29 protein-coding genes are annotated in these 23,741 nt (G+C 69.3%); 5 read left to right on the forward strand and 24 right to left on the reverse strand.

From position 1 onward, the window contains the following. Positions 1-380: 380 nt before the first annotated feature. Together ACFXJ5_RS09220 and ACFXJ5_RS09225 are read right to left on the reverse strand one after the other, a co-directional pair. On the reverse strand, positions 381-767 hold the full coding sequence (locus ACFXJ5_RS09220) for a hypothetical protein (RefSeq protein ID WP_384629052.1): 387 nt from the start codon (positions 765-767) through the stop codon (positions 381-383). A gap of 166 nt (positions 768-933) precedes the next feature. Next, a complete protein-coding gene (locus ACFXJ5_RS09225; RefSeq protein WP_384629055.1) occupies positions 934-1,818 on the reverse strand; it encodes a 6-pyruvoyl tetrahydropterin synthase family protein in 885 nt (294 codons plus the stop codon). 550 nt (positions 1,819-2,368) lie between these two features. Between ACFXJ5_RS09225 and ACFXJ5_RS09230 the strand changes: the two genes are divergently transcribed. Then, the gene (locus tag ACFXJ5_RS09230; protein ID WP_384629057.1) at positions 2,369-3,052 is read left to right on the forward strand and encodes a hypothetical protein; all 684 of its coding nucleotides are present in this window, start codon (positions 2,369-2,371) and stop codon (positions 3,050-3,052) included. A 57-nt stretch (positions 3,053-3,109) separates the two neighbouring features. After that, complete coding sequence (locus ACFXJ5_RS09235; protein ID WP_384629059.1) at positions 3,110-3,628, forward strand: hypothetical protein; 519 nt, start codon at positions 3,110-3,112, stop codon at positions 3,626-3,628. Between the two features lie 173 nt (positions 3,629-3,801). Here ACFXJ5_RS09235 and ACFXJ5_RS09240 read toward each other — a convergent pair whose 3' ends face one another. Beyond that, positions 3,802-4,287 carry a hypothetical protein gene (locus ACFXJ5_RS09240; protein ID WP_384629062.1) on the reverse strand — a complete coding sequence of 162 codons (486 nt, stop codon included), beginning with the start codon at positions 4,285-4,287 and terminating at the stop codon, positions 3,802-3,804. A gap of 419 nt (positions 4,288-4,706) precedes the next feature. Between ACFXJ5_RS09240 and ACFXJ5_RS09245 the strand changes: the two genes are divergently transcribed. The 3 genes from ACFXJ5_RS09245 to ACFXJ5_RS09255 all read left to right on the forward strand — a co-directional run bounded on the left by ACFXJ5_RS09245 (position 4,707) and on the right by ACFXJ5_RS09255 (position 6,708). Next, positions 4,707-4,874 carry a hypothetical protein gene (locus tag ACFXJ5_RS09245; protein ID WP_384629064.1) on the forward strand — a complete coding sequence of 56 codons (168 nt, stop codon included), beginning with the start codon at positions 4,707-4,709 and terminating at the stop codon, positions 4,872-4,874. Positions 4,875-5,006: 132 nt separating this feature from the next. Further along, positions 5,007-5,720 (forward strand): hypothetical protein, encoded by a 714-nt coding sequence (locus ACFXJ5_RS09250; RefSeq protein ID WP_384629066.1) that lies wholly within the window; start codon positions 5,007-5,009, stop codon positions 5,718-5,720. Between the two features lie 259 nt (positions 5,721-5,979). Continuing rightward, positions 5,980-6,708, forward strand: coding sequence for an NAD-dependent epimerase (locus tag ACFXJ5_RS09255; protein WP_384629068.1), 729 nt, complete (start codon positions 5,980-5,982; stop codon positions 6,706-6,708). 173 nt (positions 6,709-6,881) lie between these two features. Here the strand turns inward: ACFXJ5_RS09255 and ACFXJ5_RS09260 are convergent, their stop codons facing one another. The 21 genes from ACFXJ5_RS09260 to ACFXJ5_RS09360 all read right to left on the reverse strand — a co-directional run bounded on the left by ACFXJ5_RS09260 (position 6,882) and on the right by ACFXJ5_RS09360 (position 23,740). Beyond that, the gene (locus ACFXJ5_RS09260) at positions 6,882-7,046 is read right to left on the reverse strand and encodes a hypothetical protein (protein ID WP_384629071.1); all 165 of its coding nucleotides are present in this window, start codon (positions 7,044-7,046) and stop codon (positions 6,882-6,884) included. Beyond that, complete coding sequence (gene amcB, locus ACFXJ5_RS09265; protein ID WP_384629073.1) at positions 7,043-8,290, reverse strand: cyclophane-forming radical SAM peptide maturase AmcB; 1,248 nt, start codon at positions 8,288-8,290, stop codon at positions 7,043-7,045. Before amcB ends, ACFXJ5_RS09260 begins: the two co-directional genes overlap by 4 nt. A gap of 108 nt (positions 8,291-8,398) precedes the next feature. Then, positions 8,399-9,220 (reverse strand): tetratricopeptide repeat protein, encoded by an 822-nt coding sequence (locus tag ACFXJ5_RS09270; RefSeq protein WP_384629075.1) that lies wholly within the window; start codon positions 9,218-9,220, stop codon positions 8,399-8,401. 70 nt (positions 9,221-9,290) lie between these two features. Then, positions 9,291-9,926 carry a hypothetical protein gene (locus ACFXJ5_RS09275; RefSeq protein WP_384629077.1) on the reverse strand — a complete coding sequence of 212 codons (636 nt, stop codon included), beginning with the start codon at positions 9,924-9,926 and terminating at the stop codon, positions 9,291-9,293. After that, entirely contained in the window at positions 9,923-10,495 is a 573-nt protein-coding gene (locus tag ACFXJ5_RS09280) for a 2'-5' RNA ligase family protein (RefSeq protein WP_384629080.1), read from the reverse strand. Before ACFXJ5_RS09280 ends, ACFXJ5_RS09275 begins: the two co-directional genes overlap by 4 nt. Positions 10,496-10,685: 190 nt before the next feature. Then, positions 10,686-11,543, reverse strand: coding sequence for an endonuclease/exonuclease/phosphatase family protein (locus ACFXJ5_RS09285; protein WP_384629083.1), 858 nt, complete (start codon positions 11,541-11,543; stop codon positions 10,686-10,688). Then, positions 11,534-12,751, reverse strand: a complete 1,218-nt coding sequence (locus tag ACFXJ5_RS09290; RefSeq protein WP_384629086.1) for an NUDIX domain-containing protein — start codon at positions 12,749-12,751, stop codon at positions 11,534-11,536. The genes ACFXJ5_RS09285 and ACFXJ5_RS09290 overlap by 10 nt, the downstream gene beginning before the upstream one ends. Next, the gene (fxlM, locus tag ACFXJ5_RS09295) at positions 12,751-14,022 is read right to left on the reverse strand and encodes a methyltransferase, FxLD system (protein WP_384629088.1); all 1,272 of its coding nucleotides are present in this window, start codon (positions 14,020-14,022) and stop codon (positions 12,751-12,753) included. The genes ACFXJ5_RS09290 and fxlM overlap by 1 nt, the downstream gene beginning before the upstream one ends. A gap of 46 nt (positions 14,023-14,068) precedes the next feature. Further along, positions 14,069-14,626, reverse strand: coding sequence for a class I SAM-dependent methyltransferase (locus ACFXJ5_RS09300; RefSeq protein ID WP_384629091.1), 558 nt, complete (start codon positions 14,624-14,626; stop codon positions 14,069-14,071). Next, positions 14,623-15,921, reverse strand: a complete 1,299-nt coding sequence (locus tag ACFXJ5_RS09305; RefSeq protein WP_384629094.1) for an MFS transporter — start codon at positions 15,919-15,921, stop codon at positions 14,623-14,625. The genes ACFXJ5_RS09300 and ACFXJ5_RS09305 overlap by 4 nt, the downstream gene beginning before the upstream one ends. Positions 15,922-16,211: 290 nt before the next feature. Further along, entirely contained in the window at positions 16,212-16,367 is a 156-nt protein-coding gene (locus ACFXJ5_RS09310) for a hypothetical protein (protein ID WP_384629097.1), read from the reverse strand. A 27-nt stretch (positions 16,368-16,394) separates the two neighbouring features. Next, positions 16,395-17,291: an NUDIX domain-containing protein gene (locus ACFXJ5_RS09315; protein ID WP_384629099.1), complete on the reverse strand. Its 897-nt coding sequence runs from the start codon at positions 17,289-17,291 to the stop codon at positions 16,395-16,397. A gap of 266 nt (positions 17,292-17,557) precedes the next feature. After that, positions 17,558-18,370 (reverse strand): class I SAM-dependent methyltransferase, encoded by an 813-nt coding sequence (locus tag ACFXJ5_RS09320; RefSeq protein WP_384629102.1) that lies wholly within the window; start codon positions 18,368-18,370, stop codon positions 17,558-17,560. Next, positions 18,367-18,768, reverse strand: a complete 402-nt coding sequence (locus ACFXJ5_RS09325; RefSeq protein WP_384629105.1) for a hypothetical protein — start codon at positions 18,766-18,768, stop codon at positions 18,367-18,369. Before ACFXJ5_RS09325 ends, ACFXJ5_RS09320 begins: the two co-directional genes overlap by 4 nt. A 156-nt stretch (positions 18,769-18,924) precedes the next feature. Further along, on the reverse strand, positions 18,925-19,305 hold the full coding sequence (locus tag ACFXJ5_RS09330) for a helix-turn-helix domain-containing protein (protein WP_384629108.1): 381 nt from the start codon (positions 19,303-19,305) through the stop codon (positions 18,925-18,927). 40 nt (positions 19,306-19,345) lie between these two features. Continuing rightward, positions 19,346-19,831 carry an NUDIX domain-containing protein gene (locus ACFXJ5_RS09335; RefSeq protein ID WP_384629111.1) on the reverse strand — a complete coding sequence of 162 codons (486 nt, stop codon included), beginning with the start codon at positions 19,829-19,831 and terminating at the stop codon, positions 19,346-19,348. A 52-nt stretch (positions 19,832-19,883) separates the two neighbouring features. Beyond that, on the reverse strand, positions 19,884-20,849 hold the full coding sequence (locus tag ACFXJ5_RS09340) for a hypothetical protein (protein ID WP_384629113.1): 966 nt from the start codon (positions 20,847-20,849) through the stop codon (positions 19,884-19,886). Positions 20,850-20,907: 58 nt separating this feature from the next. Further along, complete coding sequence (locus tag ACFXJ5_RS09345; protein WP_384629115.1) at positions 20,908-22,149, reverse strand: acyl-CoA dehydrogenase family protein; 1,242 nt, start codon at positions 22,147-22,149, stop codon at positions 20,908-20,910. A gap of 55 nt (positions 22,150-22,204) precedes the next feature. Beyond that, entirely contained in the window at positions 22,205-22,753 is a 549-nt protein-coding gene (locus ACFXJ5_RS09350; protein WP_384629117.1) for a GAF domain-containing protein, read from the reverse strand. Beyond that, positions 22,750-23,364, reverse strand: coding sequence for an ATP/GTP-binding protein (locus tag ACFXJ5_RS09355; protein ID WP_384629119.1), 615 nt, complete (start codon positions 23,362-23,364; stop codon positions 22,750-22,752). The genes ACFXJ5_RS09350 and ACFXJ5_RS09355 overlap by 4 nt, the downstream gene beginning before the upstream one ends. Further along, entirely contained in the window at positions 23,354-23,740 is a 387-nt protein-coding gene (locus ACFXJ5_RS09360; RefSeq protein ID WP_384629121.1) for a DUF742 domain-containing protein, read from the reverse strand. Before ACFXJ5_RS09360 ends, ACFXJ5_RS09355 begins: the two co-directional genes overlap by 11 nt. Between the last annotated feature and the right edge of the window lies 1 nt (position 23,741).

The raw sequence follows: 23,741 nt of genomic DNA on the forward strand, positions 1-23,741 counted from the left end.
ACTCTGTCCGTCCACGGGCAGCCCCGCCTACGCCTTGCCCGGGTTCGCCCTCGAATCCGGACGGCGACTGGCTACTTGTCCCGGGGATCGAGGTCGTCCGCCCGTGCGATCACGCGGTCGCTGTGCGGAGCGGGGGCCTCCGTCTTGATCGCTCCTTCGATGGTCGACACCACCACCCTCCGCACCTCATTGTCCTGGCCTGGGCCGAGGTCTACTTCGTAGCCGGGCCTTGACCCTGGCACTACGGTGCGGTGCTCGTCGTCCATCAACCAGCGGGGCGTACCACTTGGCCTTCGCGGTATTCGTCCTCGCCGCCGACCACTCGTACCCGCGTACGGGGTGGCAGGCCTGCTGGCCGCTCGGCGGCAAGCGCATCCTGCTCAGCCGCAGAGTTCGTGACCACGTCGACGGCGGGCTCGCAGGAACCGCGCGCGACACCCTCGCGGCATCCCGCCGCTCTTGGCCAGAGCAGGCTCGCTCGGCCAACGGCGGATCAACCAAACCCACTCGGATGCGGCTTCCAGCAGCTGCGTGCCCTCGTCGCTGGCGAGTTCGTACGCCATCGCCGGCCCTTGATTGAGGCGCCACAGCACGCTGCCGGTCTCCACCTCGGCCACAGGTTGGTCCTGGCGCCTGGCCACGCCCGCCAGGGCGACCGCCAGCACGCCACGAATCCCCCGTCCGTCCCACGACGTTGCCGGGTGATGTCCGCGAGCGGCGATCTGATCGGCTCGCTCCATCGCCTGCTGCCAGTCCACGCCGATCATGCTGCGAGCCTCGCAATGGTCTCGAACGGGCGATGCTTGTCGCTATTTCCTGAGACAGCCGTGAGCACGATCCCCGTCCTCGGCACGGGGCAGCGAGAGCCGGTCCGTTGAGACAGCACGGGCCCTGAAACACCCGAACTGTTCCTGACGATCAACGGATCGGCCCTCAGGAGCGCGCCGTTGTCCGCGGCAGCGGCGGGGCATCGTCCGGTGCCGGCCGGTATGTCGCCACCAGCGACTTCACCCAAGTGGGGGTTTCCTCAGAAGACTCCCCATATGCACCCAGGCTCCGTTCCTCGCGGGGCTCTTGTACGTCGCCGGTCTCCTGCGCGTGGACCGTCGCAGCCGTGATGGTGGGAGCCCACCATTGCCTGAACTGGTGGTCGTAGCGGTAGAGGCAGGTCAGCGATTCGACGCGGAGCAACGGGGCGTCCGGCGCATGCCGGATGGTCAGATCATTCCCTGGCATCCAGCGCGTATAGGGCGTATGCCCGTCGGCAAACCGGACGTTGAGGATCTTGACCGTTTCGGCGGTCCGCTCGTGCTCAGGGCCACGTTCCTCCTCCCCCCAGGACAACTGAGCCTCGGCAACCTGTACGTCGTCGTTGTCCAACGGATACAAGACTTTGCCGTAGAGCGGGTCGTCCGCGGCCCGGTAAGAGACCTCGTACCGTTCGTAACCCTGGCGTGCGCCGTTCGACCACCTCTCTTTGAGCGGACCGGCCACGTGGACCGCGTCAAGATGAGGAATCCACTCGTCCCACTCCAGGAAGATCCACCGGGCCAGATCGTCGGCTGAGCAGCGTTCCTTCAGGATGGCGTCCACGTCGTTGAGGCTGCGGCGTTCGAGGCGATCAGCCACCCACGTGTCGAACTCGGCGAAAGCGGTATGGACCGCCACTGACTGGTCGTCGGTGAGGTTGTCCTTCGCGACGACCTCCAGCCTGACGGACCACTGATGCCCGTGCTGGAGATGGCACTCGTGGAAGCTCGGCAACCTCGGGCTGCGGTGTGTCGCACTGAAGTCCGCCTGGCGCGTCAACGTCATCATCAGCAGTCCCCTCCCGTTCTCGTCATCGGGCAGCGCGGCGTCGCCGGCCCTCCGCCCACGCAGGCGGCCGTCGCGACACCGGAGGCGGCCACTGGCGACGCACCGTCGCAGGCAGCGGCAGAAGACGGGCTGCGGTCGCCTGCGGTGGCGGGCGCGTGGTCACCCTCGATCGTCACTGGCAAGGAGCGGCCGGGACCGGATCCGGTCTTTCCACGGCCGGGGGTACGGCCGGCGGCGCGGGCTGTCGTCTCCACCGCCCCAGGATGCCTCATTCGGCAGGCCGCTGACCGGCACATGCCCAGTCCGGTCCCGCCACGAACTGCCGGTGGAGGCATCGGGCCGGTGTCGCCGGAGAGCGTAATGCACTGATGGGGCACCAGCACCTGATGGCTGGGGCCGACCCGTTGGTTGACAGCTGGCGGTGGACGGATCGAGGCCGCACTGGGGCGAACCAGACAGCGCTGGTGCGACGGCACGCGCAGGCCCGTTGACAGCAACCGTGGTTCGGGAACGGGGCATGTGTGGGCTCGCCGTCGGGCAGACTGCCGTTATGACGCTGGCGCCAGACGAGCAGGCCTTCATCCGGGAGTTCCATACCCGGTGGCAGGAGGCGGACGAGCGCTACGAGCGGATCTACGGCCGACACCCCTATACCGATTTGTGGCGGTGGGCGGAGGCGATGGTCGCCTGGCGTGAGCAGACCCCGATCAAGACCTGGCGACGCCTTCCGGCGTTGGAGCCGGGCGACCGCCCACTGCTCGTGGCGGCTGTCGCCGAGGCCCTGCGCCTTGCCACCCGCAACGGCACACCGCTCGGTGATGTGTACCTGGGATACCCGTACGACCTGCACAACTGGCTCTACCCGCCCGCGACCGCAGACGAGGACGAGTGTCCCCCGCCGGGCGGCCTGGGCTGGCCCGCGCCCACCGGGGCGTATGCCGAGCAGTGGCATCACCTCATGCAGACCGTTGACGCCGATCCCGTCTGCCGTCGGCGCATCGACCGCAACGTCATCGATCTCCTCGACGCCCTCGGCATCTACGCGAGCAGCCGCCCGCACCACCAGGAACCCACCATTGAGGAGGGGCTGGAGAGCGGGTCATTCAACGATCCCGTGTACATGACGGTGGCTTCGGTCGCACCGAGCCTGGGCATCGGCCCCATCAACGTGGCCGACCCGAGCAGGTATGAGCGAGCCGGGATGGAGCCAGACGCCGTGGAGCAGGCCGCCTGAGTACACGGCGGAGCCGGTCGGGGAGACATGACAACACCGGGGCAATAGGTTGTCGGCATGGGAGACATGCGGGATCTGTGGTGGGCGGCGGGCCGGTTGGACTTTCCGGTGTCGACGAGCGACTGGATGAACTACCGGTGGAATAGGGCCCTGCGCCGTTCGGCCACGCTGATCGAGCCGGGGTGGCCGAAGCACTACAGCTCCGGACCGTTCACTCATGCCCTGCCCACCGTCGCGCTGGTGCTGTACGCGGGCCGCTTCGAGGAAGAGCCGGACAAGGTGCCGGTGGAACAAGTCGTCGCGGCCCTCACACCTGGCCGGATTGGCGAGCCACAGATCGAGGACACCGTCCGTGAGGCCCTGACCAAACGAAGGCACGACCTGGACGATGACTCGCCGCTGTCCGCGCTGTTCCGTCAACTCACCCAATACCACCAGCCGATCGCCTACACCGCGTCAGGCTTTGAACTGCCCTCCGCCGAGCACTGGCCCGGCGGGACGATGATGCGCGAGGCGGCGCAATGGGCGGCACACTGCCTCAACTACCACCACCTCGGTGTCAGCGACAGCGCCTGACCACCAGCCCGCCCCCCCTCATCTGGGATCGCTCGATGGCCATCGCGAGGGACGCGCCGCCAGTTCGCAGTCGGGTGGGCTTACCCCGTGCGGAGCCTGGGAGCGTCTCCGGCGAAGGTACGTCTCGCACGTGATGCAGGAGAGCCGTCCGCGCTCGCCAGCTACACGCCCGGTCAAGGCCGCAATGCTTCCGACAGATCCCGCCCGGTCACCGCCTCCAGCGCCAAGTTCAGCAGGTGCAGGGGCCCGGTAGCGGCCTGCATCGCCACCTCGGCCTCCAAAGCGCGGGCCCAGGCCCCCACCGGATCGACACCGGGGACCTGGCGCCGCTCCACGCGCTGAAGCAGCGTCATGCCAGACACTCCACGCTGCTCTTCGACATTCGGCCGGTGCCGCATCCAGTCCGCCCGCAGATCAAGCAGGGCCTCGATTTCAACGAGAGCCCGCTCGACCAGCATCGCCAGACCGGCGGGCAGCTCGTGCGCACGCAGGCCAACCACTGCCTGGTAGACCGCCGCACTGTCCTGGACGGACTGAGCCCCCGCGTGCTCACCGGCGCCGGTGAGCACCACCCGGTGCCGTCCTGCGACCGGCATACAGCGGACGATCTCCAGCTGCGCCGCGTACGCCGCGCTCACCAACTGCGACGCATTGGTCATCGGTCTCCATGTCTCGCCGTCACCGGAGGTCATCATGCGGCAGGCTTCCACGGGTTCCACCCCGGCCAGTACGAACAAGCGGGGCCGTCACGGTCGCGAGTGCTGTGCGAGACAGTTCTTCGCTGGTTTCCTCGCATGTATTCCCTGCCTCTGCAGTCATCGGCCCGGAGATTGTCGGCGACACATTGTGGCAGTGGCCTTCGCGGACGTCTCTGGCCAATGGCCGATGACGGTGCGAATCGGCGTCATCGCCTTCGGGGCGGCCCCTCGCCATTGTCTCGGTCATATGCCGGGCGCGGGGAGGAGCAGGAGGCCCAAGCCGGGCACAGTGGGCTAGCCGCTCGGAGACTGGCCACGGGCCGGGCGGTTGTCTATCCGGTTATGGCCCCCTGGGTCCGGCGAAGGAGTCCGGTGGATGGGTGCTGGGCGCCCAACATCCGCGCGGCGGTCGTCAGCGCCGTCTCGATGAGGGCCTGGGCTTCGTCGGCTTGGCTGGCCGCGTGGAGGGTGAGCGCGAGGTCGGCATGGGCGAGCAGAGGGTGCGGGTGTTCGGTGCCGTGGTGGCGCTCTCGCTCGGCGATCACTGACCAAGCCCCAAACCCTGGCTTCTCGTGTCGCCGACAGGACCGACGATCCCCCGCCTGGGTGAGCCGATACCGTGAGAGAGTCGGTGTCCGGCGAGAACGTCGGTACGGGTAGCCAGCGGGAGGACAGCCGGGGTGGACTGGCAGCAGGCGATGGAGCGTGCGGACCAGATAGCCGCTCACGGGTTCGACCCGCCTGATACTTGGGACGGAAGAGCGATACGCGGCGTGCTGACTGTCACCTTCGCAGGCCTGGCCAGGCGACAGGGACGTGCTGTCCCCGATGTTGAGACGGGCAGTGTGCTGTGGCACCTGGACCAGGGCGGGCCCGCCCTGGTGTACGAGCTCGGCGAAGAGCTGGACCTGAACGCCGAAGACGCACAGCCCGTGAACGCGGCCTCGCAGTGGGCATGGTTGACGCGTTCGTGGCCAGGCGAACCTGGGCTGACCAACAGCGACGGCATGCCGCGTGGGATCGGCCGCGGCGCCCCGTTGCCAGCGGTGGACGTCTGCACCCTGTGGGCCGCAGCCGCCGCCCGCGATGCGCTGATCGCCGAACGGCCCGCTGGGCTGGCACCGCGTACCCGCGTTCGGGTAACCGGCGGCGACGCCACGGGACGGACTGGCGAAGTCATCGCCCCGGCCTGGCTGAGGAACGACGAACTGCGCACCATCAAGCCCGGGCCGCCCCACGGCTACCAGGTCGCCCTCACCGCAGCCGAGCAACACGACGAAACTCGGCACATCGCGCTGGCCGCTCGTGATGGTGAGGTCAGCATCGACGTACCCGGCCCGCCCGGCGAAGTGGTCATCATCCACGCTACTGATCTGGCTCCCGTGGACCAGTAACCGGGCACGGACGCGAAGGGAGTGCGCAATGCCGTTTTCACTGCTGGTGCTGGGATCCTCGCGGCCGGTTGGCCGGGCTGTCGCTGCTGAGGCTCGTCGACGGCGCTGGGCTGTCACCGCAACTGCTGGGGATGACCCGCAAGCGGGGCCGAGCGTGGTGGCAGGGGCAGGCCGCCGCTTGGGCTCTGGGCGGCGATGGGATGCGGTGGTCGATGCGGCAGGGTGGGGTCCTCGCGTCCTCGCTGCATCCGGTGGGGTGTTGTCGGAGATGGTGGGCCGCTATGTGTATCTGTCGCAGCTGTCGGCCTACGCCGACTGGCCGGACCAGCCGGTTACCGAGGACTCGCCCCTGCGGGAAGCGACCACCAAGGCCGAAGGCGATGTACGCGCCGTTGCGCGCGGCCGGTGGGCGATATTGCGGCTTGGCCAGGTTCTTGATCCGTTCGACGTGGACGGGGATCTGGGGTGGTGGTTGGTGCGGATTGCTGGTGGAGGCCAGGTGTTGGCCCCCGGCGCGCCGGACCGGCCGCTGTGTCCGGTCGACGTGCGTGATGTGGCGGCGTTCGTTTGTGACCAGGCCCTGGTCGGACATCGCCGCTCGGTTTTCAACGTGGTGGCTCCGGCCAGGCACACCACCACCGGCGCGCTGCTGGACGCCTGCCGCACGGTGACCGGTTCGGACGCGACGTGGCGCTGGGTACCGGATGAGGCGCTGCGCGAAGCCGGCGTAGTGCCCTCCAGCGGGCTGCCCTTGTGGCATCCGTCGGCAGCGGCGTGGCAGGTGGATTCCCACCGGGCTGAACAGGCCGGGCTGACCTGTCGCCCGACGGTTCACAGCGTCACCGATGCCTGGCGGCAGCTGACCGACGGCCGGGCGGCGGTACCGGCCCACTTTCGGGAGGCGATGGCGCGCAGCCGGATCAGCACCGGCCGGGCTGCTGAGCTGATCCAGGCGCATGCTGCTGGCGGTCCGGTCCTTCGACCATGACCGCCGAGGGGGTACGGCGGGTCCACTTTTGTGGCGGACCGTGGAACCGCCCGCTCGCGGCCACGTCGGTGGGCTGATGGGCGGCCCTGCGACGCCCTGTGGGCGCCGCAGGGCCGCGTGGCGTTACCTGTCGACGTCGTCGAAGGAGCCGATGTCGGTCACGCCGGGTTGGGTTACGGGCGGGTGGTCCCGCTGTCGCCGTCGGAGAAGGCGTCGAAGTCGGTGGCGCCGGTGCCTGGGTCGCAGGTGTCGTAGGAGCCGAGGACGGCCGTGACGCTGCGTGCGGCGGGGTTGGTGTCGGATATCGGTTCGGTGTGCGGGGGTGGGGTGGTGGTCATGCAGCATCTCCTGGGCGGTGGGTGTGCGGTGACAGGACGGCGACCAGGTCGCGGTCGGCGTCCGGGTCGGCCACGTCGAGTGCGGCGTGGACGACGGCTTGGCGGGAGCCGCGGCAGTGCGCGGTCTCGGTGACATCGAAGCGGCCGGTTTCGCAGAACCGGTTGGAGGCGTATCCGCCGTAGCACAGTGACCAGAATGGGCAGTTGGCTTTGCAGGCGGTCAGGCCGCGTTCGAAGGCGGCGACGTAGGGGATCGTGTGATGGCGGGTCAGGATGTCCTGGATCGGGGTGGTGAGGATGTTGCCGACCACGAAGTCGTCGTGTTCGGGAACGGTGAGGTTGGTCAGTTCCGGGGAGAGCAGGACGATGTCGCCGTTGTGGGTGACGGTGGGCAGCACGTCACGGACAGGGACGTTGCCGCCGTCGAGGTAGCGGGAGAGGGTGCCGAGTTCCCGGATTTTCGGTGGGGTGGCGGTTTGCCGGCAGTAGGTGATGATCTCGCGCCAGAACCGGCGTGCGGCAGCCTGGCCGACCATCGGCCGGTCCTCGTTGACGCCCTCTCGCTCTTCAAGGTTGAACCCGATGCGGTCAAAGCCGGCCCCGTGCAGGAACTCGATGATCTCCGTCCCCCGATGAACCGTCTCGGGGGTGATGACCGCGATCACCGACAGAGCGAGACCGGCGGCCTGGAGGCGCCGGACACCGGCCATGATCTGCTGGTGCGCGGGCCGGCCGGCGCGGTTGACGCGCTCGGTGGTGGTGTCTGGCGGGCCGTCCAGGCTTACTCCCACGGAGAAGCCGTAGGTGCGGAACAGCTCGCACCACTCGTCGGTGATCAACGTGGCGTTTGTCTGCACGCTGTGCCGCACCCGCCCGGTTGAACGCAACTCCTCGAAGGGTTCGAGGAGTTGGCGGAACCTGGCTGGCGACAGGGCGGTCGGTTCGCCGCCGTGCCACAGCACGGTGACCTGGGCGGAGTCGTCCTGGACGGCGATGTCGGCGGCCACGGCCGCAGCGACGCCCGGCGGCATCTCCAGCCGTTCGCCACGCAACGCCAGGTAACAATAGCGGCAATCCAGGTTACAGAAGGTAGTGGGCTGCATGACCACCATGCGGTAAGCGTCGGCCACACGGGTGGGGTCCGGAGCCAGCGGCACCGCATCGGTTGCGGTGCCGGGCCCCGAAGCGGGGACAGTCCGACCGGTCAGCCTTGCTGTGTGGTCGGAGGTTGTCGTGGAGCTCATGTGTCTCTTCCGGTTACAGAGGCGCCACGAAAGGGGCGCAGTGAGGGGGCGGCCGGTGCCGGGCGGAGCAGGCAGCAGCTGGCCCTTACCGTCCGGCTGTGGTGCGGGTCAGCTGATGGTGATCGCCTGGTGGGTCTGCCGCACCCAGTCGGTACGGGGGTGCTCGGGCCCCAGGGTGCGTTCGCAGGTGGTCAGGGCCTGCCCGATCAAGGTTGCGGCTTCCCGGGGGTTGCCCGTGTGGTGGAGGATCCGGGCGAGGTCGGCGCGGATCATCAGGGTGTGGGGGTGGTTGGTGCCCAGGTGCCACTCGCGCACGGTGAGGAGGGCACGGGCCTCCGGCTCTACCTCATCCCATCGCTGCTGATCGCACAGGACCCGCACCAGCAGGTTGCGGGCGGACCACGTGAGCGGGTGCTCGGCACCATGGACTTCCTCGATATGCCCGACAGCCTCGCGGACGTGCGGTTCGGCCTCGCTGTCCGCGGTGCGGGCCAGGACCCAGGCCAGGGCGAGGCGGTTGTTGAGCGTCACCGGGTGGCGGGCCCCGAGCGCGGTCTCGGCCCGGCGCAGGGCTTCACGGGCGAGTTCCTCCGCCTCGGTCCACCGCTGGCCCTCGCCGATGGCCTCCGCGAGCCGCCCCAGGGTGTCGAGGGTGTCGGCATGGTCCGGGCCGAGCACCCGTTCCCGGGCGGCGAGCGTACGCCGCAGCTGCGCGGCGCCGTCTGCCCAGCGGCCGAGACCGTACAGCGCGAGCGCGCCTTCGTGCCGCACCCGCAGGGTGAACGGGTCCTCCGCACCAAGGTCCTGCTCCAGGTCGGCGAGCAGGTCGGTGTACAGCTGATGGGATGCGGCGTACAGCCCGCGCCGCTGCCTGACCTCGGCCTGCTCGCGCTGTTCGTCGTAGGCGGACGTCTGTATCCGGGTGGTCATGATGCTCTCCAGGGGGCTGGAATCAGGGCGCCGGACTGGGCCGTGATGGGGCCGGGCCGTTGGTGGTGGGTCAGCGGGGTGGAGTGAGCGCGATGGTGGCGACCGGATCCCAGGACAGCTCCCAGCTGTCGGGGTGTTCGCGGAATCCGACGTCCAGCAGGTGCACCGCGCCGATGGTGAGCGGGGCATGGCTGGGGGTGATGCTGCGCAGTGCGGACTGCAGCGGGTCGGAATCGGTTTCGGCGCCTGCGTAGCCGAGCGCGAGGTGGTGTCGGCCGCCCTGGTGCTGCAGCGTCTGCGGACCCCGGGCGGCCACGAGTGCGCCACGGACCCGGCTGCGCAGGTCCAGCAGGTCCGCGTCGGGTGTGAGGTCCAGCAGCGCGCCGGCCCGGTTGGCGATGGGCGAGCCTGCCATGACCTGGAAGGGCGCCACACCATCCAGGTGCGAGCGCAGCGAATCGGCCAGAGTGTCGCGCTCGGTAGCGCTGATCTTGTCGGAGGTGGTGTCGGCGACCATTTCGACGGTGACATGCAGCAGACCGTCAGGCAGCGGCCGGATCGGGTAGGGGGCCATGGCGGTACGGCAGGCCGCCGCCAGGGCTATCAGGTCCGTGTCGAGATCCGCCTCGGGCAGCACGTACACATGCAGTACACGAGCGCCATCGGGCCAGGGCCCGCCCTGGAACCTGGGAGTAAAGCGCTTCACGCGAGGTCCTTTGCGAGGTGGATTTCGTGGATCGGCTCGAACGTGTAGGTGGCGAGGTCTGGGTGCTGGCGTTCCCAGACCAGCCACACCGACGAGACGGTGGCCCAGGTGCGGATACCCGGGCGGATCCTCTGGCCGAGCGCGGAGGCGAGCTGATCGGAACGGGCCGCCAGCTCGGGAGTGTCGGTGTCGGTAATCCCGTAGCCGAGCGACATGTGACACCAGAAATGATCTTCTGCGGGCGGAAGGTCCAGGCCCGCCGACACCAGGGCCCTGCGCACCCTTCGGTTGAGCGCCGCCGGGCCCTCCTCCGGCCAAATCTCGACGATCGCAGCCGACCCCGAGGCCCTGGTCGGACCGATGTCGAGGTCGAACGGCTCAAGAGAGGTCAACTCACGCCGGAGCGCGGAAGCAGCACGTCGCAGGTGGTCGGCACCCACTCGCTCGCCCGCAGTGTCGCGGGACTTGATCGACTGGATCGTCATGTGCAGGTCGGCATCAGCGACCGGTGCGATCACCTCCGGGAACGCAGCGGCCACCTCACGCAGCCGGCGGAAGTAGTCGATCACCTGGAGCTGCCTCTGCGGCAGCCACAGCACGTGCGGCCGGACCCAGTCCTGGTCCGGACCGCCGTCGTGGCCCCACAACCTGGCCGGGGACATGAACCTCCTCAACGTGAGGCCTCCTTGGAAATCAGGCTGTTCGGGATCCGCCGCCACCGTGCGGTGACCGGCGGACGGTGGGGTTCCGCCCGTGGGGTCAGCGATAGGTCCAGGGACTGGTGGTGTCGATCAGGCCGGTGTCGATCACGACGACAAGGCCGTCGTGGTCACTGGCCTTGTCGGGCTCGGTCAGGCGCCGGTAGGACACCAGGGCGGGAACCAGCGGGGAGCTGACCCACAGCTGGTCAATGCGGTCGTCGGTACCGGTCGGCGCCAGCACGTTCTCGTCCCCGCTGCGCTGGTACAGCTCCCACGCGGCATCGCGCAGCCCGTTGGCGTGCAGCTTCCAGGCCACGCGCCGGTCTGGCTGAAGTGGAGCGTCGCTGGCAGGGTCCGTCAGCACCGTGCGGCTGCCGGCGTTATACGGGCGCATCTGGCCGTAGGCCGGCTCCGGACCGCCCTGAGGCGGATAGTTCACGTCACCTCCGACGATGACGTACGGGCCGCACTTGTACGACCGGGACGCAGCGAAGTCGGCCTCCATGACGGCTTTGTCGGCGGAGTAGGGGGTGAAGTGGACCGAAGTGAAGGTCAGCGGGGAGTCCAGGCCGGGTATGGCGAAGCCGGCGGTGCCGAGGCCGTGGTGGGTCTCGTCGATCGCGTAGTCGGTGTTCCAGTACACGTACCGGCCCAGGGTTTCGCGCCGGAAGAGGATGCCGGTGCCCAGGCCGCTGCCCGACGGGGTGAGCAGGAGGTCCATGCCGAGGTCCTGCTGAGCGCGGGCGGCCTGGCGGTGTCCGTCGGCGGTCCAGCCTTCGAGTTCTTGGAGCAGAACAACGTCGGGCTCGCAGGCGCTGATGCGTTCGACGAGCAGCGGCCACCGGTCCTGCGGCTGGCCGGCCCCGGTTTTCAGCCCGCCCCGGCCGGTGTTCTGAACGACAATGGTCAATTCCACGAGGTCTCCTTGTGGCCGCAGGCAGCGGTGATGGGGTACAGGCGTGCTGGGGGATGGTCGATGGGCAGGTCGGGGCGCCAGGCGGTGAGGACCTGCGCGCTGGGCACGAACAGTGGGCTCGGCAGACGGTCAAGGTCGGCCCAGATCCACTGCGCGTACAGTTGCGGCTCCGCGACCGTGGGTTCGCCCTGGTAGGTGGTGATCGTGGCGGCGGCGGTGAGGCGGGTGACTCCGGCGACGTCGTCGAGGAGCATCGCGAACACGCTCACGTCCCGGGGCTCGGCCAGCAGGCCGGTCTCCTCGAACAGTTCGCGGGCGGCGGCGTTGTGGATGGATTCCCCGGCATCGATTTTTCCTGAGGGCAGGTCCCAGGTTCCCTGGTGGTGCAGGCCCAGCAGAACCCGCCCGTGGGGGTCGGTGACGATGACGCCCACGCCGAAGGCCGCCTGGACCTGGGGCGGCTTGGCGCTGCGCGGGCGGCTGGTCACCACATGCGGCCGGGGCTGCACGTGGCGGCGGGCGCGGATCAGAAGGTTCGACACCCGGTCACCGGGGTCGGCGGTCTCGATGACGTCGATCGCCTCGACGGTGAAGCCGTGGTCGTCCAGGAGGTTCTTCCACAGGTCTGGGGCCAGGACCCACATCTGCACGTCGAGCATTTCCCCGCCGGGCAGCGGCAGTTGCTCCCTGCGCGGCTCCACCGTGGTCGACGGGCCGGCCCCGTGGGTGTTGGTGTGGAGGACGGAGAACACCAGCCGCCCGCCGGGGCGTAGCGCGGTGGTGAGCACGGGCAGCAAGCGGAACGGGTCGATGTACGCGAGCCCGTGGACGGAGTAGATGACGTCGTAGGGCTGAGCCTGGAGGAGGTGGTCGACGGCGTCGGCCAGGATGAAGCGCACATCGGGTTCCTGGCCGAAGTGGTCGAGGGCGCGTTGGTGCTGGGTGGGTGAGCTGTCCACGGCGTCGACCACGGCGCCGTGATCACGTGCAAGATGTACGGCGACGTGGCCGGGGCCGGAGCAAAGGTCCAGGACTCGGTGCCCACGGACCTCACCGAGAACCTCGGTACCCGGACCGCCGTCCCGCGAACCCCAGCCCACCCGTCCGGGAACAGGGCGCAGCGTCCCTCGCCGAAGGTGACGCTCCCCGTATTCCCCCCATGCCGCCTCGTTGATGGTTTCCGTGTCGTCCGCTGCCGCGCCGGTCATCACCGGTGGCTTCCTGTCCAGGTGAAGTGGAGCCGGGCGTGGTCCTTGTCGATGACGGACCCGTCGGGGAGGAGGCCGTCCGGGGCCGGGGTGGCGCGGGGCACGACCGTCATGGTCGGTCCGGCACCACCTCGGTGGTCGCGGTCCCATACCCGTACCCGCTCGGCCATCGCGTCCGCGAGGCGCTGCGCCTGCGGTCCGTAGCCGAGGACGAGGAATTCGTAGGTCCCGCGTCCCGGGGCGGGATCCTCGCTCACCTTCGTATAGGTCAGGTAGGCGAGGTTGTCGCCGTCGGTCACGGCGGCGGCGTCACGGGGCTTGGGCAGGGCGGCGAGGCCGGTGTCGACGCCGGGGTCGACGGCCAGGCGGCAGAACCCGGGTGAGGTGGTCGCCAGCCACAGTTGCAGGGTGGCGTACGGCTCCTCGCCCAGGACGGTCACGCCGGTGCGCACCTCCACATGCGGCATGCGAAGGGCATCGGCCAGTGCAGCGACGTCCACCGGCTCGCCGTCCTCGAAACGCACGCCGAGCTGATCGCCTCGCACTGGCAGGACGCTGGTGTGGTGTGCGCCGGAGCCTTGCATGGGGACGAAGCCGCACACCGTGAAAGCCCGGCTGACCAGGCGTCCGTGGCGCTTTTCGAGGGCGATGCCGCGGCTGTAGCCGTGGATGAGGAGCGGGACGACCAGCCGTCCGCCTTCGGCGAGCTGCTCGATCCACGCCGTGGGGATGTCCCATGCCTGGACGGTGACGATGATCGCGTCGAAGCCCTGCTCGGGGGCGTGGCCGGGGGCGCCGTGCTCGCCGTCGCCGAGTACCACGTTGACGTGGTCGTACCCGGTGTCGGCCAGGAACCGGCTGGCGCGTTCGGTGACGAACGGGTCGATATCCAGCGTGGTGACCTCGCCGGCAGGGCCGACCAGTTCCGCGATCAGCGCGGCGTTGTAGCCCCCCGACCCGATTTCCAGGACCCGATGCCCGGGGGCGAGGGCGGCGTCCTCCAGCATCATCGCCTGCAGCCAGGGGGCGGACAGGGAGCTGGTTGCCTTCCCGTCGGCGTCGCGTTTGGTGACGACCACGTCGTCGGCGTACGCCTCCTCCAGCGACGCCTCGGGCACGAAAAGGTGCCGGGGCACCCGCCGCAGGGCCGCCTCCACTCCAGCGGTACGGAAGGCTGCGCGTGCGGCGAGTTTGTCGGCCAGGGCCGTGCGCAAAACGCCGGCGTCGGGCACGGCGGTGATAGTGGTGGCCGGTTCCGGGGCGTGGGACACGAAAATGCCTCTCTTCGCGGTGGCGGTCGTGGTTGGCGGGGTGGTGTCAGGGGTGCAGGGCGTAGCAGTTGAGGGTGTCGAGGGGGTGGGTGTGTGCTGAGGACCAGCCGCTGAGGAGTTGTTCGGCCTCTGTGTCGGTGATGCCGATCTCCTTGCGGGTCTCCAGCCGGGAGGCGAGCGGGGTGCATATCCACAGGCAGCCGCCGGGGGCGAGGAGGGCGCGGACGCGGTCGAGGAAGGCGGCCTTGTCGTGGATGAACGCGTACACCAGGCGGCAGGTGATGAGGGAGTACGCGCAGTGGGGCAGGGCGGTGAGGTCGTCGGTCTCGATGTCCAGCTGCTGGAAGACCAGGTCGGGAACGTCGCCGTGTTCGGCTGCGAGGGCGAGGGCGGCCGGGGAGCAGTCGACGGCGGTGGTGCGATAGCCCAGGTGGTGCAGGTGCCGGGCCAGGGCACCGCTGCCGCAGCCTAGGTCGAGCGCGAGACGTTGGTCGCCAGGGCCGAGGTGCTGGTCGAGCAGCGTGGTTTCGGGGCCGGTCAGGGGGCGGTAGCGGCGGCCGTCGGCCCACAGCGGATCCCAGTAGTCACTGGCAGCGGACGTCACAGAGCGGCTCCTTCGGGGACAGCGGGGCCCGGTGTGGTGGGGCTGGGGATGGCGGGGATCGCGCGCAGGGTGCGGATCGGGGAGAACCACGCCACGGCGAAGGGCCCGGCCAGCAAGGCGGCGCCGACGATCAGGGTGGGCCGGACGCCGATCAGGCTGGCCGAGGCACCGGCCAGCAGCGCGGCGAGCGGCCTGGACCCGGTGCACAGCCAGGTACTGGTCTGCTGCATCCGCCCCTGGTATCGCGGTTCGCAGATCAGCTGCCGGACGCTGCGCTGCGTGGTGCCCAGCGACGCGGCGCAGAACAACTGGACGACCAACGCGGCACCGACAGCCATCTGCCACCCGCGCCCTGGACCGGCCAGGAGCAGAGGGATCTGGGTGAGCGGGGTGAGGGCGAGCCCGGCGAGCATCATGCGGCCCGGACCGGTCCGGCGGGCGATCCTCGGCGCGAGCAGGGCCCCGGCACAGCTGCCGAGACCGCCCACGCCCATCACGGCGCCCAGCCCGGCCGGCCCCAGGTGCAGCGCGCTGATCAGGTAGTACGCCCAGTACGTGTTCATCATGCCCAGGGCGAAGCTGACCGTGGCATTGACCAGCGTCAGCGAGCGGATCAACGGAACGTTCCACACATACTTCAGGCCCTCCCCGATCTCGCCCAGCAGCCTCCCCGGCTTGCGGACCGGGGCGGGTTCGGGGGTGCGGATCCGGGTGATGCACCAGGCGCTGACCAAGTAGGAGAGTGCGTCGGCGGAGACGGCCCGGGCCGCGCCCAGCGCGCCGACCAGGACCGCGCCCAGGTTGCTTCCCCCGGTCGCCGCGACCGCATAGAGCCCGCCGATCTTGGAGTTGCTCTGCTGCAACAGCGACCGGTCCATCAGGGCCGGCAGGTAGCTGACGGACGCCGCGTCCCCGACGGTCTTGGCGATCCCGAGCAGCAGCGCCACCGCGTACAGCTGGGCGAGGGTGACCGTGGCGAACGCGGCGGCGGCAGGCAGGGAGATGAGGGTGGCGGCGGCCACGAGATCCCCGAGGATGATCAAGGGCCGCTTGGGGCGGCGGTCGGCCCATGCCCCGGCGTGCAACGCTCCGAGGAAGGCCGGCAGCTCCCGCAGGAAGGCCAGCAACGCCACCTGACCAGCGTCGGCGTGCAGTTGCGCCACGGCAAGCAGGGGCAGGGCAACGGAGCTGACCGAACTGCCGCCCACGCTGGTGGCCTGACCTCCCAGATAGAAGAGGAAATCGCGGTGCCGCCACACCGACGAGGGCCGCTGAGAAGCATGACCCGACGTCACGCGCACCCCCTTGGGGCGATGCCGGTACTCAACAGGAGCGGGACGCGGACCAGGCCGCGCCGCCAGCCACAGGGAGGCACCACAACAGATCCGCCACGTCGGGAGCGCGGTTTCCCGGCGGACGGCAGCAGTGACGGTGCGCCGTGACCGGGGCGGTGCTGCATGTGCCCAACCCGCGCCGACGGGGTGGTCTGCTCACGGTTCACAGGAGTCCTCCTCCCGAGCTTTCGGCCGGTCACTGGTTGAGGAGCCGGGCGGCGAGGGCGGATACGAGGAAGCGCGGGTGGCGGTCAGAACAGGGCGGTCTGCGACGTGGGTTCGGTGACGCCGGCACGGGTGCGGTCGGCTTGGAGCATCCACAGCTCCCGGAACAGCCCGTCGCACTCCAGAAGTTGCTGAAACGTGCCGTGCCGGGCAGCACCTACCTCGGCCTGCACCCAGGCCATCAGCAGTGGCCGGCATCATGCCGGAGCTCATCGGACCTCCGAGCCTGACGTGGCGACCGCGGCGCGGGCGGCAAGCCAGCGGTCCACGACCTCCCGCAGGTAGGGCGGCATCCGGTAGCCGTCGAGGTCGGCCGGGGCGACGAACCGCAGCTGCCGCCCCTCGCCGAGCACCAGGTCCTCGGCCGTGCCGGAGTACGGCACCGCGAAGACATGCGTCACTTGACCGGAGTCGGGATTGCTGAGCCGCTGGACCACCTGCGGGTCATCATCGACGCGCAGCTGCGCCTCTTCAAGCAGCTCACGCCGGACGGTGTCCTGCGGCGTCTCGCCGGGCTCCGCGCGCCCGCCCAGTAGCGACCAGTACTCGGGCCAGCAGTGGGCGTGCTCGTCGCGCTCGTGCAACAGCAACTCACCCGAGCCGGGGTGGTAGACAATAGCGACGACGCTCTCGCCTCCGGGCCCGTCGGGCAATGACTCCGATGCTTCCGGCCAGCCGGCCTGTGAGTACGGCAGGCCCGTCGCGATGGCCCGCAAAGCCTGGCCGGTGTAGTCGACCAGAGGGACGGGCAAGGCATCGAGCGGCCACCATTGCAGGGCGCTGCAGCGGTCCGGCTCCATGTTGTGGGGCGTTCCGCTCCAGGCCGTCACCTGGAAGAAGAGCTGCATCCTCCCCTGGTGGTCCTCGACTTCCCGGTAATGCAGGACATGAACAAGGCGCAGGTCGTCCTCGGCGATCCTCACCCCAAGTTCCTCGTACGCCTCGCGCGCGGCACAGGCGGTGGCTGATTCGTCCTCTTGATGACCGGCGGGCAGATGCCAGGTATCGGGGGCGAAGGCGGCATCCGGGGAGCGCCGGCCCAGGAGCACGCGGCCTTGGCGTTCGAAGACCAGGTGAATGCCGATGACGTTGGTGTGACGGCTCATTCAGGCTCCCGGGGTGACGGCGATCCGGACAGGTGCTCGGACAACGCAAGTGATCTGCCACCCGTCACGGGGAATGGGGGGCGAATTCTCGCCTTCATGTTCGATATTGATGCCGTGCCCTACGGGGGACGGGCGGGCATTCGCGCCACCCTGTTTTCGATTCACTCCGGCGTGGCGGGTCACCCGATTCGGGGATTGCGCAGCGCCGAGGGCCAAAGGGCCCGCGCATCGTGCGGCCGGGTCCTTGTCGGTGGCGTGCTGGTCGGTCACCGAGGCCGCCGTCTTCCGCTGCACCGGGGGCGGTGGGCGATCAGCACGGTGAAGGTGTTGTCCTCGATCAGCACCCCATCGGTCGCGTAGTCGGTGAGGAGGTTGGTGGCGGCCTGTTCGAACTGCGGCAGCCGGTCGCCGAACAGCGACGGTTTCGCGAAGCTGGTGGAAGCCAGATAGCCCAGGACGGTGGCCACGACCCACGCCCGGACCACCGGAATCCGGTAGGTGCGGACCTGACTGAACGCCGAGGCCGCCAGGACCTGTTCGTACGGGGTGCTGGGCGGGTTGAACACGGCGGTGCCGGCGCGGCGCTGCTCGCCGAGAAATTCCTGGATCAGGGCCCGGATGGCCTGCTGCCACGGGGTGCGGGCGGTCCACAGGCTGTGGTCACTGAGCACCGCGACCGCTCCGTGCGGCGTGACCTGCTGGTCCAGGCGGCTCAGGACAGCGGCTTGGTCGAGCCAGTGGAATGCCCGGCAGATCGTCACCAGGTCGGCCTGCCAGCCGGGCGATGCAGTGAAGTCCTCGGCCGTGCCGTGCTGCAGCAGCAGCCGGGATTGGGCGGGGAGCACGGGCCGCAGCAGGTGTTCGGCCGCGACCAGCATGTCGGGTTCTGGGTCCAGGGCGATGATGTCGTCGAAGTGCGGCATCAGGGCCTTGACCACGAAGCCAGGGCCGGTACCGATGTCCAGCAGCCTGCGCGGCGAGGTCGAGGGAACTGCCCCATCCAGGACCCGGACGACGTCCTCGGGGATCCCGGGACGGAAGGCGGCGTAGTTCAGGACGGTGCCAGAGAAGGCGCTCATGCGTGGAAGCCTTCCCGCCCGGCCACCGGCTGTTCCCCAGTAGAAAACGTGCCGCAGTGGGGGTTCAGTCGTTCCTTGGTGATCCACACCAGCACACCGGCGAACAGCGCGTCGCGGCCCGCCGACATCAGAAGGCCGGACGTGCTCGGCACCGTGCTCAGCAGGTGCGTGATCAGGCACGCCCCGGCGGTGGCGCAGGCGAGGCCCAGGGTGGAGGTTGCCGCGTCCTGTCTGGTGAGCACGAGCTTGATCAGCCAGAACGCGGCGACCGCGGCGCTGGCCAGGTGCAGGTCCTGGGCGAGCAGGGCTCGTGTCGCCGAGGTGAGCGGCTGGTGGTTCAGTGCCGCGATGACGGCCGTGGCCGATGCCGTAGCCGCCGGGCCGCTGGCCAGCAGCACCGGGCCGTACAGCCGTCGGTGCCATGACGCCGACGCGTAAGACCCGGCTGACGGCCGGGTGGACGGGGCGGAGTCCACAGGGGGTACCTCTCCTTGCGGTGAATGGTGGGTGGTCACTGGGCCGGGGATTGGCCGCAGGTTTGGTCCGGACGGCGATCACGCTGCTTGGTGAGCGTCGTCTGGTCTGCTGCGGGCCAGCTGGTGTCTGTGTTTGCGGACGTCGTTCTGGCCCCGGCCGCGCAACCGGATTCCGTTGTCCAGGAGCAGGTTGCGGATCCCGCCGTAGCTGCCGCCGTACGCCTCGACGAGTTCCCGGATCGACGCGTTGTTCTTCCGGTAGTCGCGGATGATCGCCTTGGCCGTTTCGGGCTGGTAGCCGCGTGGGGGCACGTCGATGTTGGCGTCCCGGATCCAGGCCCTCATCGTCTTGCGGCCTACGCGGTACTCCCGGGCGAGGGCCCGCACCGACACCGGCTTGCTCTCGGCGTACGGGCTGGCGATCTCGGCGATCTCCGTGATGGTGGGCTGTCGTGGCATGGGCGCGGTCCTGGCGAAGCGGTCGACGGGGCGTGGACGGTCAGGCGGTCTCGTACAGGTAGGCGGCCTGGCCTGTTGCACGGGCCTGCAAGGCGGCACGGACCCGGCGCTGCTGGTACGGCAGGGCGTGGTCGTCGAGGACGGCGGGGGTGACCCAGGAGTAGCCGCTGAGCGGGGGCTCGCCGTCGTCGGGCTGGGGCAGCGTGATGGATGTGGCGGCGTCGATGGTGCCAGCGTAGAAGACGATGTTGATGCCTTCGGTCGGGTCGCCGTTGGGGTTGGGCGGGATGTGGTGGACGACGAGCAGGTCAGCGTTCGACGGGAGGGTCAGACCGGTCTCGTGGCGGAGCTGGCGGGCGCAGGCCTCGTGCGGCGGCTGGTTCGCGTCGGCAGCACCACCCGGCAGGATCCAGCCGGGCTTGTAGGACGGTTTGACCATCAGCACCGCGTCGTCGGTGTTGAGGACCAGGGCCAGGCAACCGATCCGGCGGGGCGGGTGCTGCACTTTGCGCGTGTCCGAGGCCATGTTGCGCTCCTTCTACGGCCGGGTGGGCGAGCGTGGTGTGGGAGGGGGCCTTTCAGCTGGTGGGCGTCAGGCTCTGCACCAGGCGGCGGCGGGACAGCTGCACGTACACCGCGTCGTGGTCTGACAGGCCCTTGAGGCTGATCACCCGCAGGTCTATGACGGCGGGGAGGATCCCGTCGGTGGTGTAGACGCGGTCGATGCGGCCGGGGCCGCCCTGGTCGGGGTAGCCCTGGGTGGTCGGGGCGAGGTAGCGGGCGCGGTTGGCCTCGTCGGTGGCCGCGAGGTGCCGGGCGATGTCTTCCAGGCCGGCTCGGCGCAGCGTGCGGTCGCTCTCGCAATCCGGGATATAGGTGCCGTCAGCGGCTTTGACCGTGCGGTGCACCCGGTGCCGCTTGTCGGGGATCGCGTCGAAGTCTGGGAGTTCGACGTCGCCGTCGAGGCGGTCCGCAGGAAAGCCGTTGGCGTCTTCGAACACCACGGCCTCGCGGGGCCTGCCGTTGGGGCACTCACCTGTGCGGTCGCGCGTGTCCCGCTTGTCGGCGAGTTTGGTCAGTTCCTCGGCCTCGCGCTGGCGGGCGGTCGGGGAGGCGTAGTGGTGGTGGGCTGCGGCGACACAGATCTCCCGCCGGCAGTCCGGATCACCCGGATACTGGACCAGCCGGACCGTCAGGTTCGTGGGCGGAATCCCCCACGGGTCCCCGTGCTCCCACTCGTTGACGGGCACGAAGACATCGGGACGCAAGAAGATCGCGGTTCTGTTGTCGCTGACGGCGGACGGACCGAGCCAGCCGCGCGGGCGCAGCAGCGGCTGGCCGGGAGGGGCGAGTGCTTCCTCCGCCGCGTGCAGCCCGGCCTTCCCGTTGGCGGCGGTGCCTTGCATCTCGCCTCGCCCGAATATGTGCGGTTCGAGAGAGCGGACAAGGGCGTAAAAGTCACGCCGCAGTTTCGGGTCGCCCTTGCCTTCGTTTTCGAAGTTGGCCCAGAGCAAGTTGATCGTGTCGGGTGCTGCCGGGGTCATGGGTGAAGTCCTCCGTACGGCTTTCATGGGGCGGGCAGGGGCGTCGGTGGGCAGCACGTCACGCGGCGGATGAGTGTCTGACCTGCCGGGGCTGTGGCCCGCGCGTCCCGGGCGAGGCGGTGGTCGCGGGCGCGAGGCGTTGTGACCACTGCCCGCGGGAGGCTCCCAAAGCCTTCTGCGCGAGGCGGTGGAGCTGGATGTCGCCGGTGCCGGCGGGTGCGTAGGTGTGGAAGGCGTCGCGGACGAGGCGTTCGAGCGGTCGGTCGGTTTGCAGGCCGGCGGCAGCGTGGATTTCCATGGCGGTGCGAGCGGAGTCGTTTGATGCTTCGACGTTGAAATGTTTGGCGTTGATCAGGTCCTCGTCACAGGGCTGGCCCTGATCGAGCAGGTGCACGGCGTGGTAAGCGGCCAGTTGCGCGGTCATGAGCTGGGACTGCATCTGTCCGACCTTGTGCTGGATCGTGGGAAGGTCGGCCAGCGGGCCGCCATACCGCTTGCGTTCCAGCACGAAGCCCGTGGTCTCTTCGACGATGGCCTGGTGGAGGCCGAGGGCCACGGCAGTGAGGTTGGGTCTGCCGTACAGGATGCTGGAGGAGTAGGCGATGGCCAGGCCGTCGCCTATGTCCCCGACCAGGTTGGCGGCCGGTATTCGGCAACTGTCCAGGACGATCTCGCCGAAAGAGAATCCGTGCAAACCCATGGCCCGCCGGTGAGGGGCGAGGGAGAAGCCGGGCCGGTCGCCCTCGACCAGGAACGCGGACAGGCCCTTGGAGCCGCGACCGGTGCGCACCACGATGCCGTGCAGGTCGCCCAAGTGGCTATTGCCTACGTAGACCTTGCGGCCGGTGAGCACGTACTCCTTGCCCTTGCGCCGGGCTCTGGACTGCATGCCGAGGACGTGGCCGCCGGATCCGGGCTCGGTCACCGCGATGGTGGGCAGGCATGATCCATCCCCGATCCGGGGCAGCCAGGTCCGCTTCTGCTCGTCACTCCCGAAGTGGATGATTTTGGCGGTGCCGAGCATGGATGCCTGCGCCATGGCGCCCATGGCGCCGCTGACGCGCGAGAGTTCTTCGATAATGAGGGTCTTGGCCAGGTGACCGGCGCCCATCCCGCCATACTCGGCGTCGATGGTCACCCCGATCCACCCTTGCTTGGCGATCAGTGCTGACAGCGCACGTTCAACGGACGCGGTGGATTCCATCTGCTCCACGCGAGGCGCGACTTCGGCCTGTGCGAAGGCCCTCACCTGCTGGCGAAGGCGCTCGTGTTCTTCTGTCAGATACGACGCGGCGGACATTCCCATTCCCCTCTGCTCTCGGGCATCTGCCGGGTTGGCCCGGCAGCGGCTTTCGCTACTGCGGTACGTGGCCGGTGCGCTGGTAGATGAGTTCCATGAGCGCGTCCCGGCGGGCCTTGATGAGCGCGAGCATCGGCTGGCCGGTTTCGCGCGGGAGTTCGACAGTGCCCACGACACACACGGTGCCCAGCACGGTGCCGGTGGGCTCGTGGACGAGCTTGGCCCCGGCGTAGGTGCGGATACCGATCTTGTCGACCACGGGGTTACTCGCGAACCGGGGGGAATCCAGGACGTCGGGAAGGACCAGCGGCGCCTCGCGCTCGATGGTCGCCGGGCAGTAGCCGTGGTCCAGCGGCATGGTCCGGTCGACCTCTGGGAAGTCGCCCTCCGGCGAGCAGTACAGGCCGGCGAAGACCTGCCGGTCCTTGAACAGGTTGACCATGCCGTACGGCAGGCCGGCTTCACGGGCGAGGTCGGCCGCGAACGCGTCGAACTGCGGGTCGGGACCACCGAGCCCGAGTTCGCCGAGCACCTTGATGCGCTGCTCGCGACCCGCGTCGGCGGAGGGAACATAAAGGCTGGATTCGGAATCGAAGACGGTCACGTGTGGGCTCCCAGAGGGTTGACAGGCTGGGTGTTGCGGGCGGTGGACAGGGCGTAGCGGACCAGGGTGATGAGCACGGAGACCGCGGAGCGGGTCTGGCGGGCGTCGCACAGCAGAACGGGGACGTCTTCGGGCAGTTCCAGTGCCTGGCGGACTTCCCTGCAGGTGTAGTCGTAGGCGCCGTCGAACTGGTTGACCGCCACCACGAACGGCCGGCGGTGTTTCTCGAAGTAGCTGACCGCGGTGAAGCTGTCCTGCAGCCGGCGGGTGTCGGCCAGGACGACCGCGCCGATGGCCCCGTGGGACAGGTCGTCCCAGGTGAACAGGAACCGCTCCTGTCCCGGAGTTCCGAACAGGTACAGCACCATGGGCTGTGGCTCGTCGAAGGTGACGCGGCCGAAGTCCATGGACACCGTCGTGGTGGTCTTGGCCGCTACTCCGTTCAGGCTGTCGGTGCTGCTGCCGGCGGTGGTCAGGTACTCCTCCGTGGTCAGCGGGGGGATCTCGCTGACCGCTCGGACCAGGGTGGTCTTGCCGACCCCGAAGCCGCCCGCGACCACGATCTTCAGCAAGGCCGGGACCGTGGCGGTGGAAGCTTGGTCAGGCGGCATCGGGGAATTTGTGGCGTAGGCCGGCAAGAACTGCCTCCAGGAGCTGCGGGTTGTCGGCGGGGTCAGAAACGGTGTCGGGCACCGCGATGATCAGCGCGCCGGAATCGATCAGATCAGACAGAACGATCTTGGTGACCTGGACGGGCTGCTGGAGCGTCGCGGCGATCTCCGCGACCGACCGCCGCTCGCGGCGGCACAGCGCGAAGGCCTGCTCGGCCTCCGGGCCAAGACCGCCGGGAGGCGGCGTGCGTCCTGCCGCCAGCAAGGAGACCAGGCGCATCGTGTGTCTGGGCCGGGTCCGTCCGCCGGTGATCGAGTAGGGGCGTACGTCCTGCTCGTCCTCGTCGCTCCACGCGCCTTGCTCGAAAGCCGCCATC

The sequence above is a fragment of the Streptomyces sp. NPDC059373 genome (assembly GCF_042751495.1).
In the GTDB taxonomy this organism is placed as follows: domain Bacteria; phylum Actinomycetota; class Actinomycetes; order Streptomycetales; family Streptomycetaceae; genus Actinacidiphila.

Bases quoted from the DNA above. Each gene is read 5' to 3' on its own strand.
- ACFXJ5_RS09220 (WP_384629052.1), bottom strand. From the start codon at position 767: ATGATCGGCGTGGACTGGCAGCAGGCGATGGAGCGAGCCGATCAGATC.
- ACFXJ5_RS09225 (WP_384629055.1), bottom strand. From the start codon at position 1,818: ATGATGACGTTGACGCGCCAGGCGGACTTCAGTGCGACACACCGCAGC.
- ACFXJ5_RS09230 (WP_384629057.1), top strand. From the start codon at position 2,369: ATGACGCTGGCGCCAGACGAGCAGGCCTTCATCCGGGAGTTCCATACC.
- ACFXJ5_RS09235 (WP_384629059.1), top strand. From the start codon at position 3,110: ATGGGAGACATGCGGGATCTGTGGTGGGCGGCGGGCCGGTTGGACTTT.
- ACFXJ5_RS09240 (WP_384629062.1), bottom strand. From the start codon at position 4,287: ATGACCAATGCGTCGCAGTTGGTGAGCGCGGCGTACGCGGCGCAGCTG.
- ACFXJ5_RS09260 (WP_384629071.1), bottom strand. From the start codon at position 7,046: ATGACCACCACCCCACCCCCGCACACCGAACCGATATCCGACACCAAC.
- amcB (WP_384629073.1), bottom strand. From the start codon at position 8,290: ATGAGCTCCACGACAACCTCCGACCACACAGCAAGGCTGACCGGTCGG.
- ACFXJ5_RS09270 (WP_384629075.1), bottom strand. From the start codon at position 9,220: ATGACCACCCGGATACAGACGTCCGCCTACGACGAACAGCGCGAGCAG.
- ACFXJ5_RS09290 (WP_384629086.1), bottom strand. From the start codon at position 12,751: ATGACCGGCGCGGCAGCGGACGACACGGAAACCATCAACGAGGCGGCA.
- ACFXJ5_RS09310 (WP_384629097.1), bottom strand. From the start codon at position 16,367: ATGGCCTGGGTGCAGGCCGAGGTAGGTGCTGCCCGGCACGGCACGTTT.
- ACFXJ5_RS09315 (WP_384629099.1), bottom strand. From the start codon at position 17,291: ATGAGCCGTCACACCAACGTCATCGGCATTCACCTGGTCTTCGAACGC.
- ACFXJ5_RS09320 (WP_384629102.1), bottom strand. From the start codon at position 18,370: ATGAGCGCCTTCTCTGGCACCGTCCTGAACTACGCCGCCTTCCGTCCC.
- ACFXJ5_RS09330 (WP_384629108.1), bottom strand. From the start codon at position 19,305: ATGCCACGACAGCCCACCATCACGGAGATCGCCGAGATCGCCAGCCCG.
- ACFXJ5_RS09335 (WP_384629111.1), bottom strand. From the start codon at position 19,831: ATGGCCTCGGACACGCGCAAAGTGCAGCACCCGCCCCGCCGGATCGGT.
- ACFXJ5_RS09340 (WP_384629113.1), bottom strand. From the start codon at position 20,849: ATGACCCCGGCAGCACCCGACACGATCAACTTGCTCTGGGCCAACTTC.
- ACFXJ5_RS09345 (WP_384629115.1), bottom strand. From the start codon at position 22,149: ATGTCCGCCGCGTCGTATCTGACAGAAGAACACGAGCGCCTTCGCCAG.
- ACFXJ5_RS09355 (WP_384629119.1), bottom strand. From the start codon at position 23,364: ATGCCGCCTGACCAAGCTTCCACCGCCACGGTCCCGGCCTTGCTGAAG.
- ACFXJ5_RS09360 (WP_384629121.1), bottom strand. From the start codon at position 23,740: ATGGCGGCTTTCGAGCAAGGCGCGTGGAGCGACGAGGACGAGCAGGAC.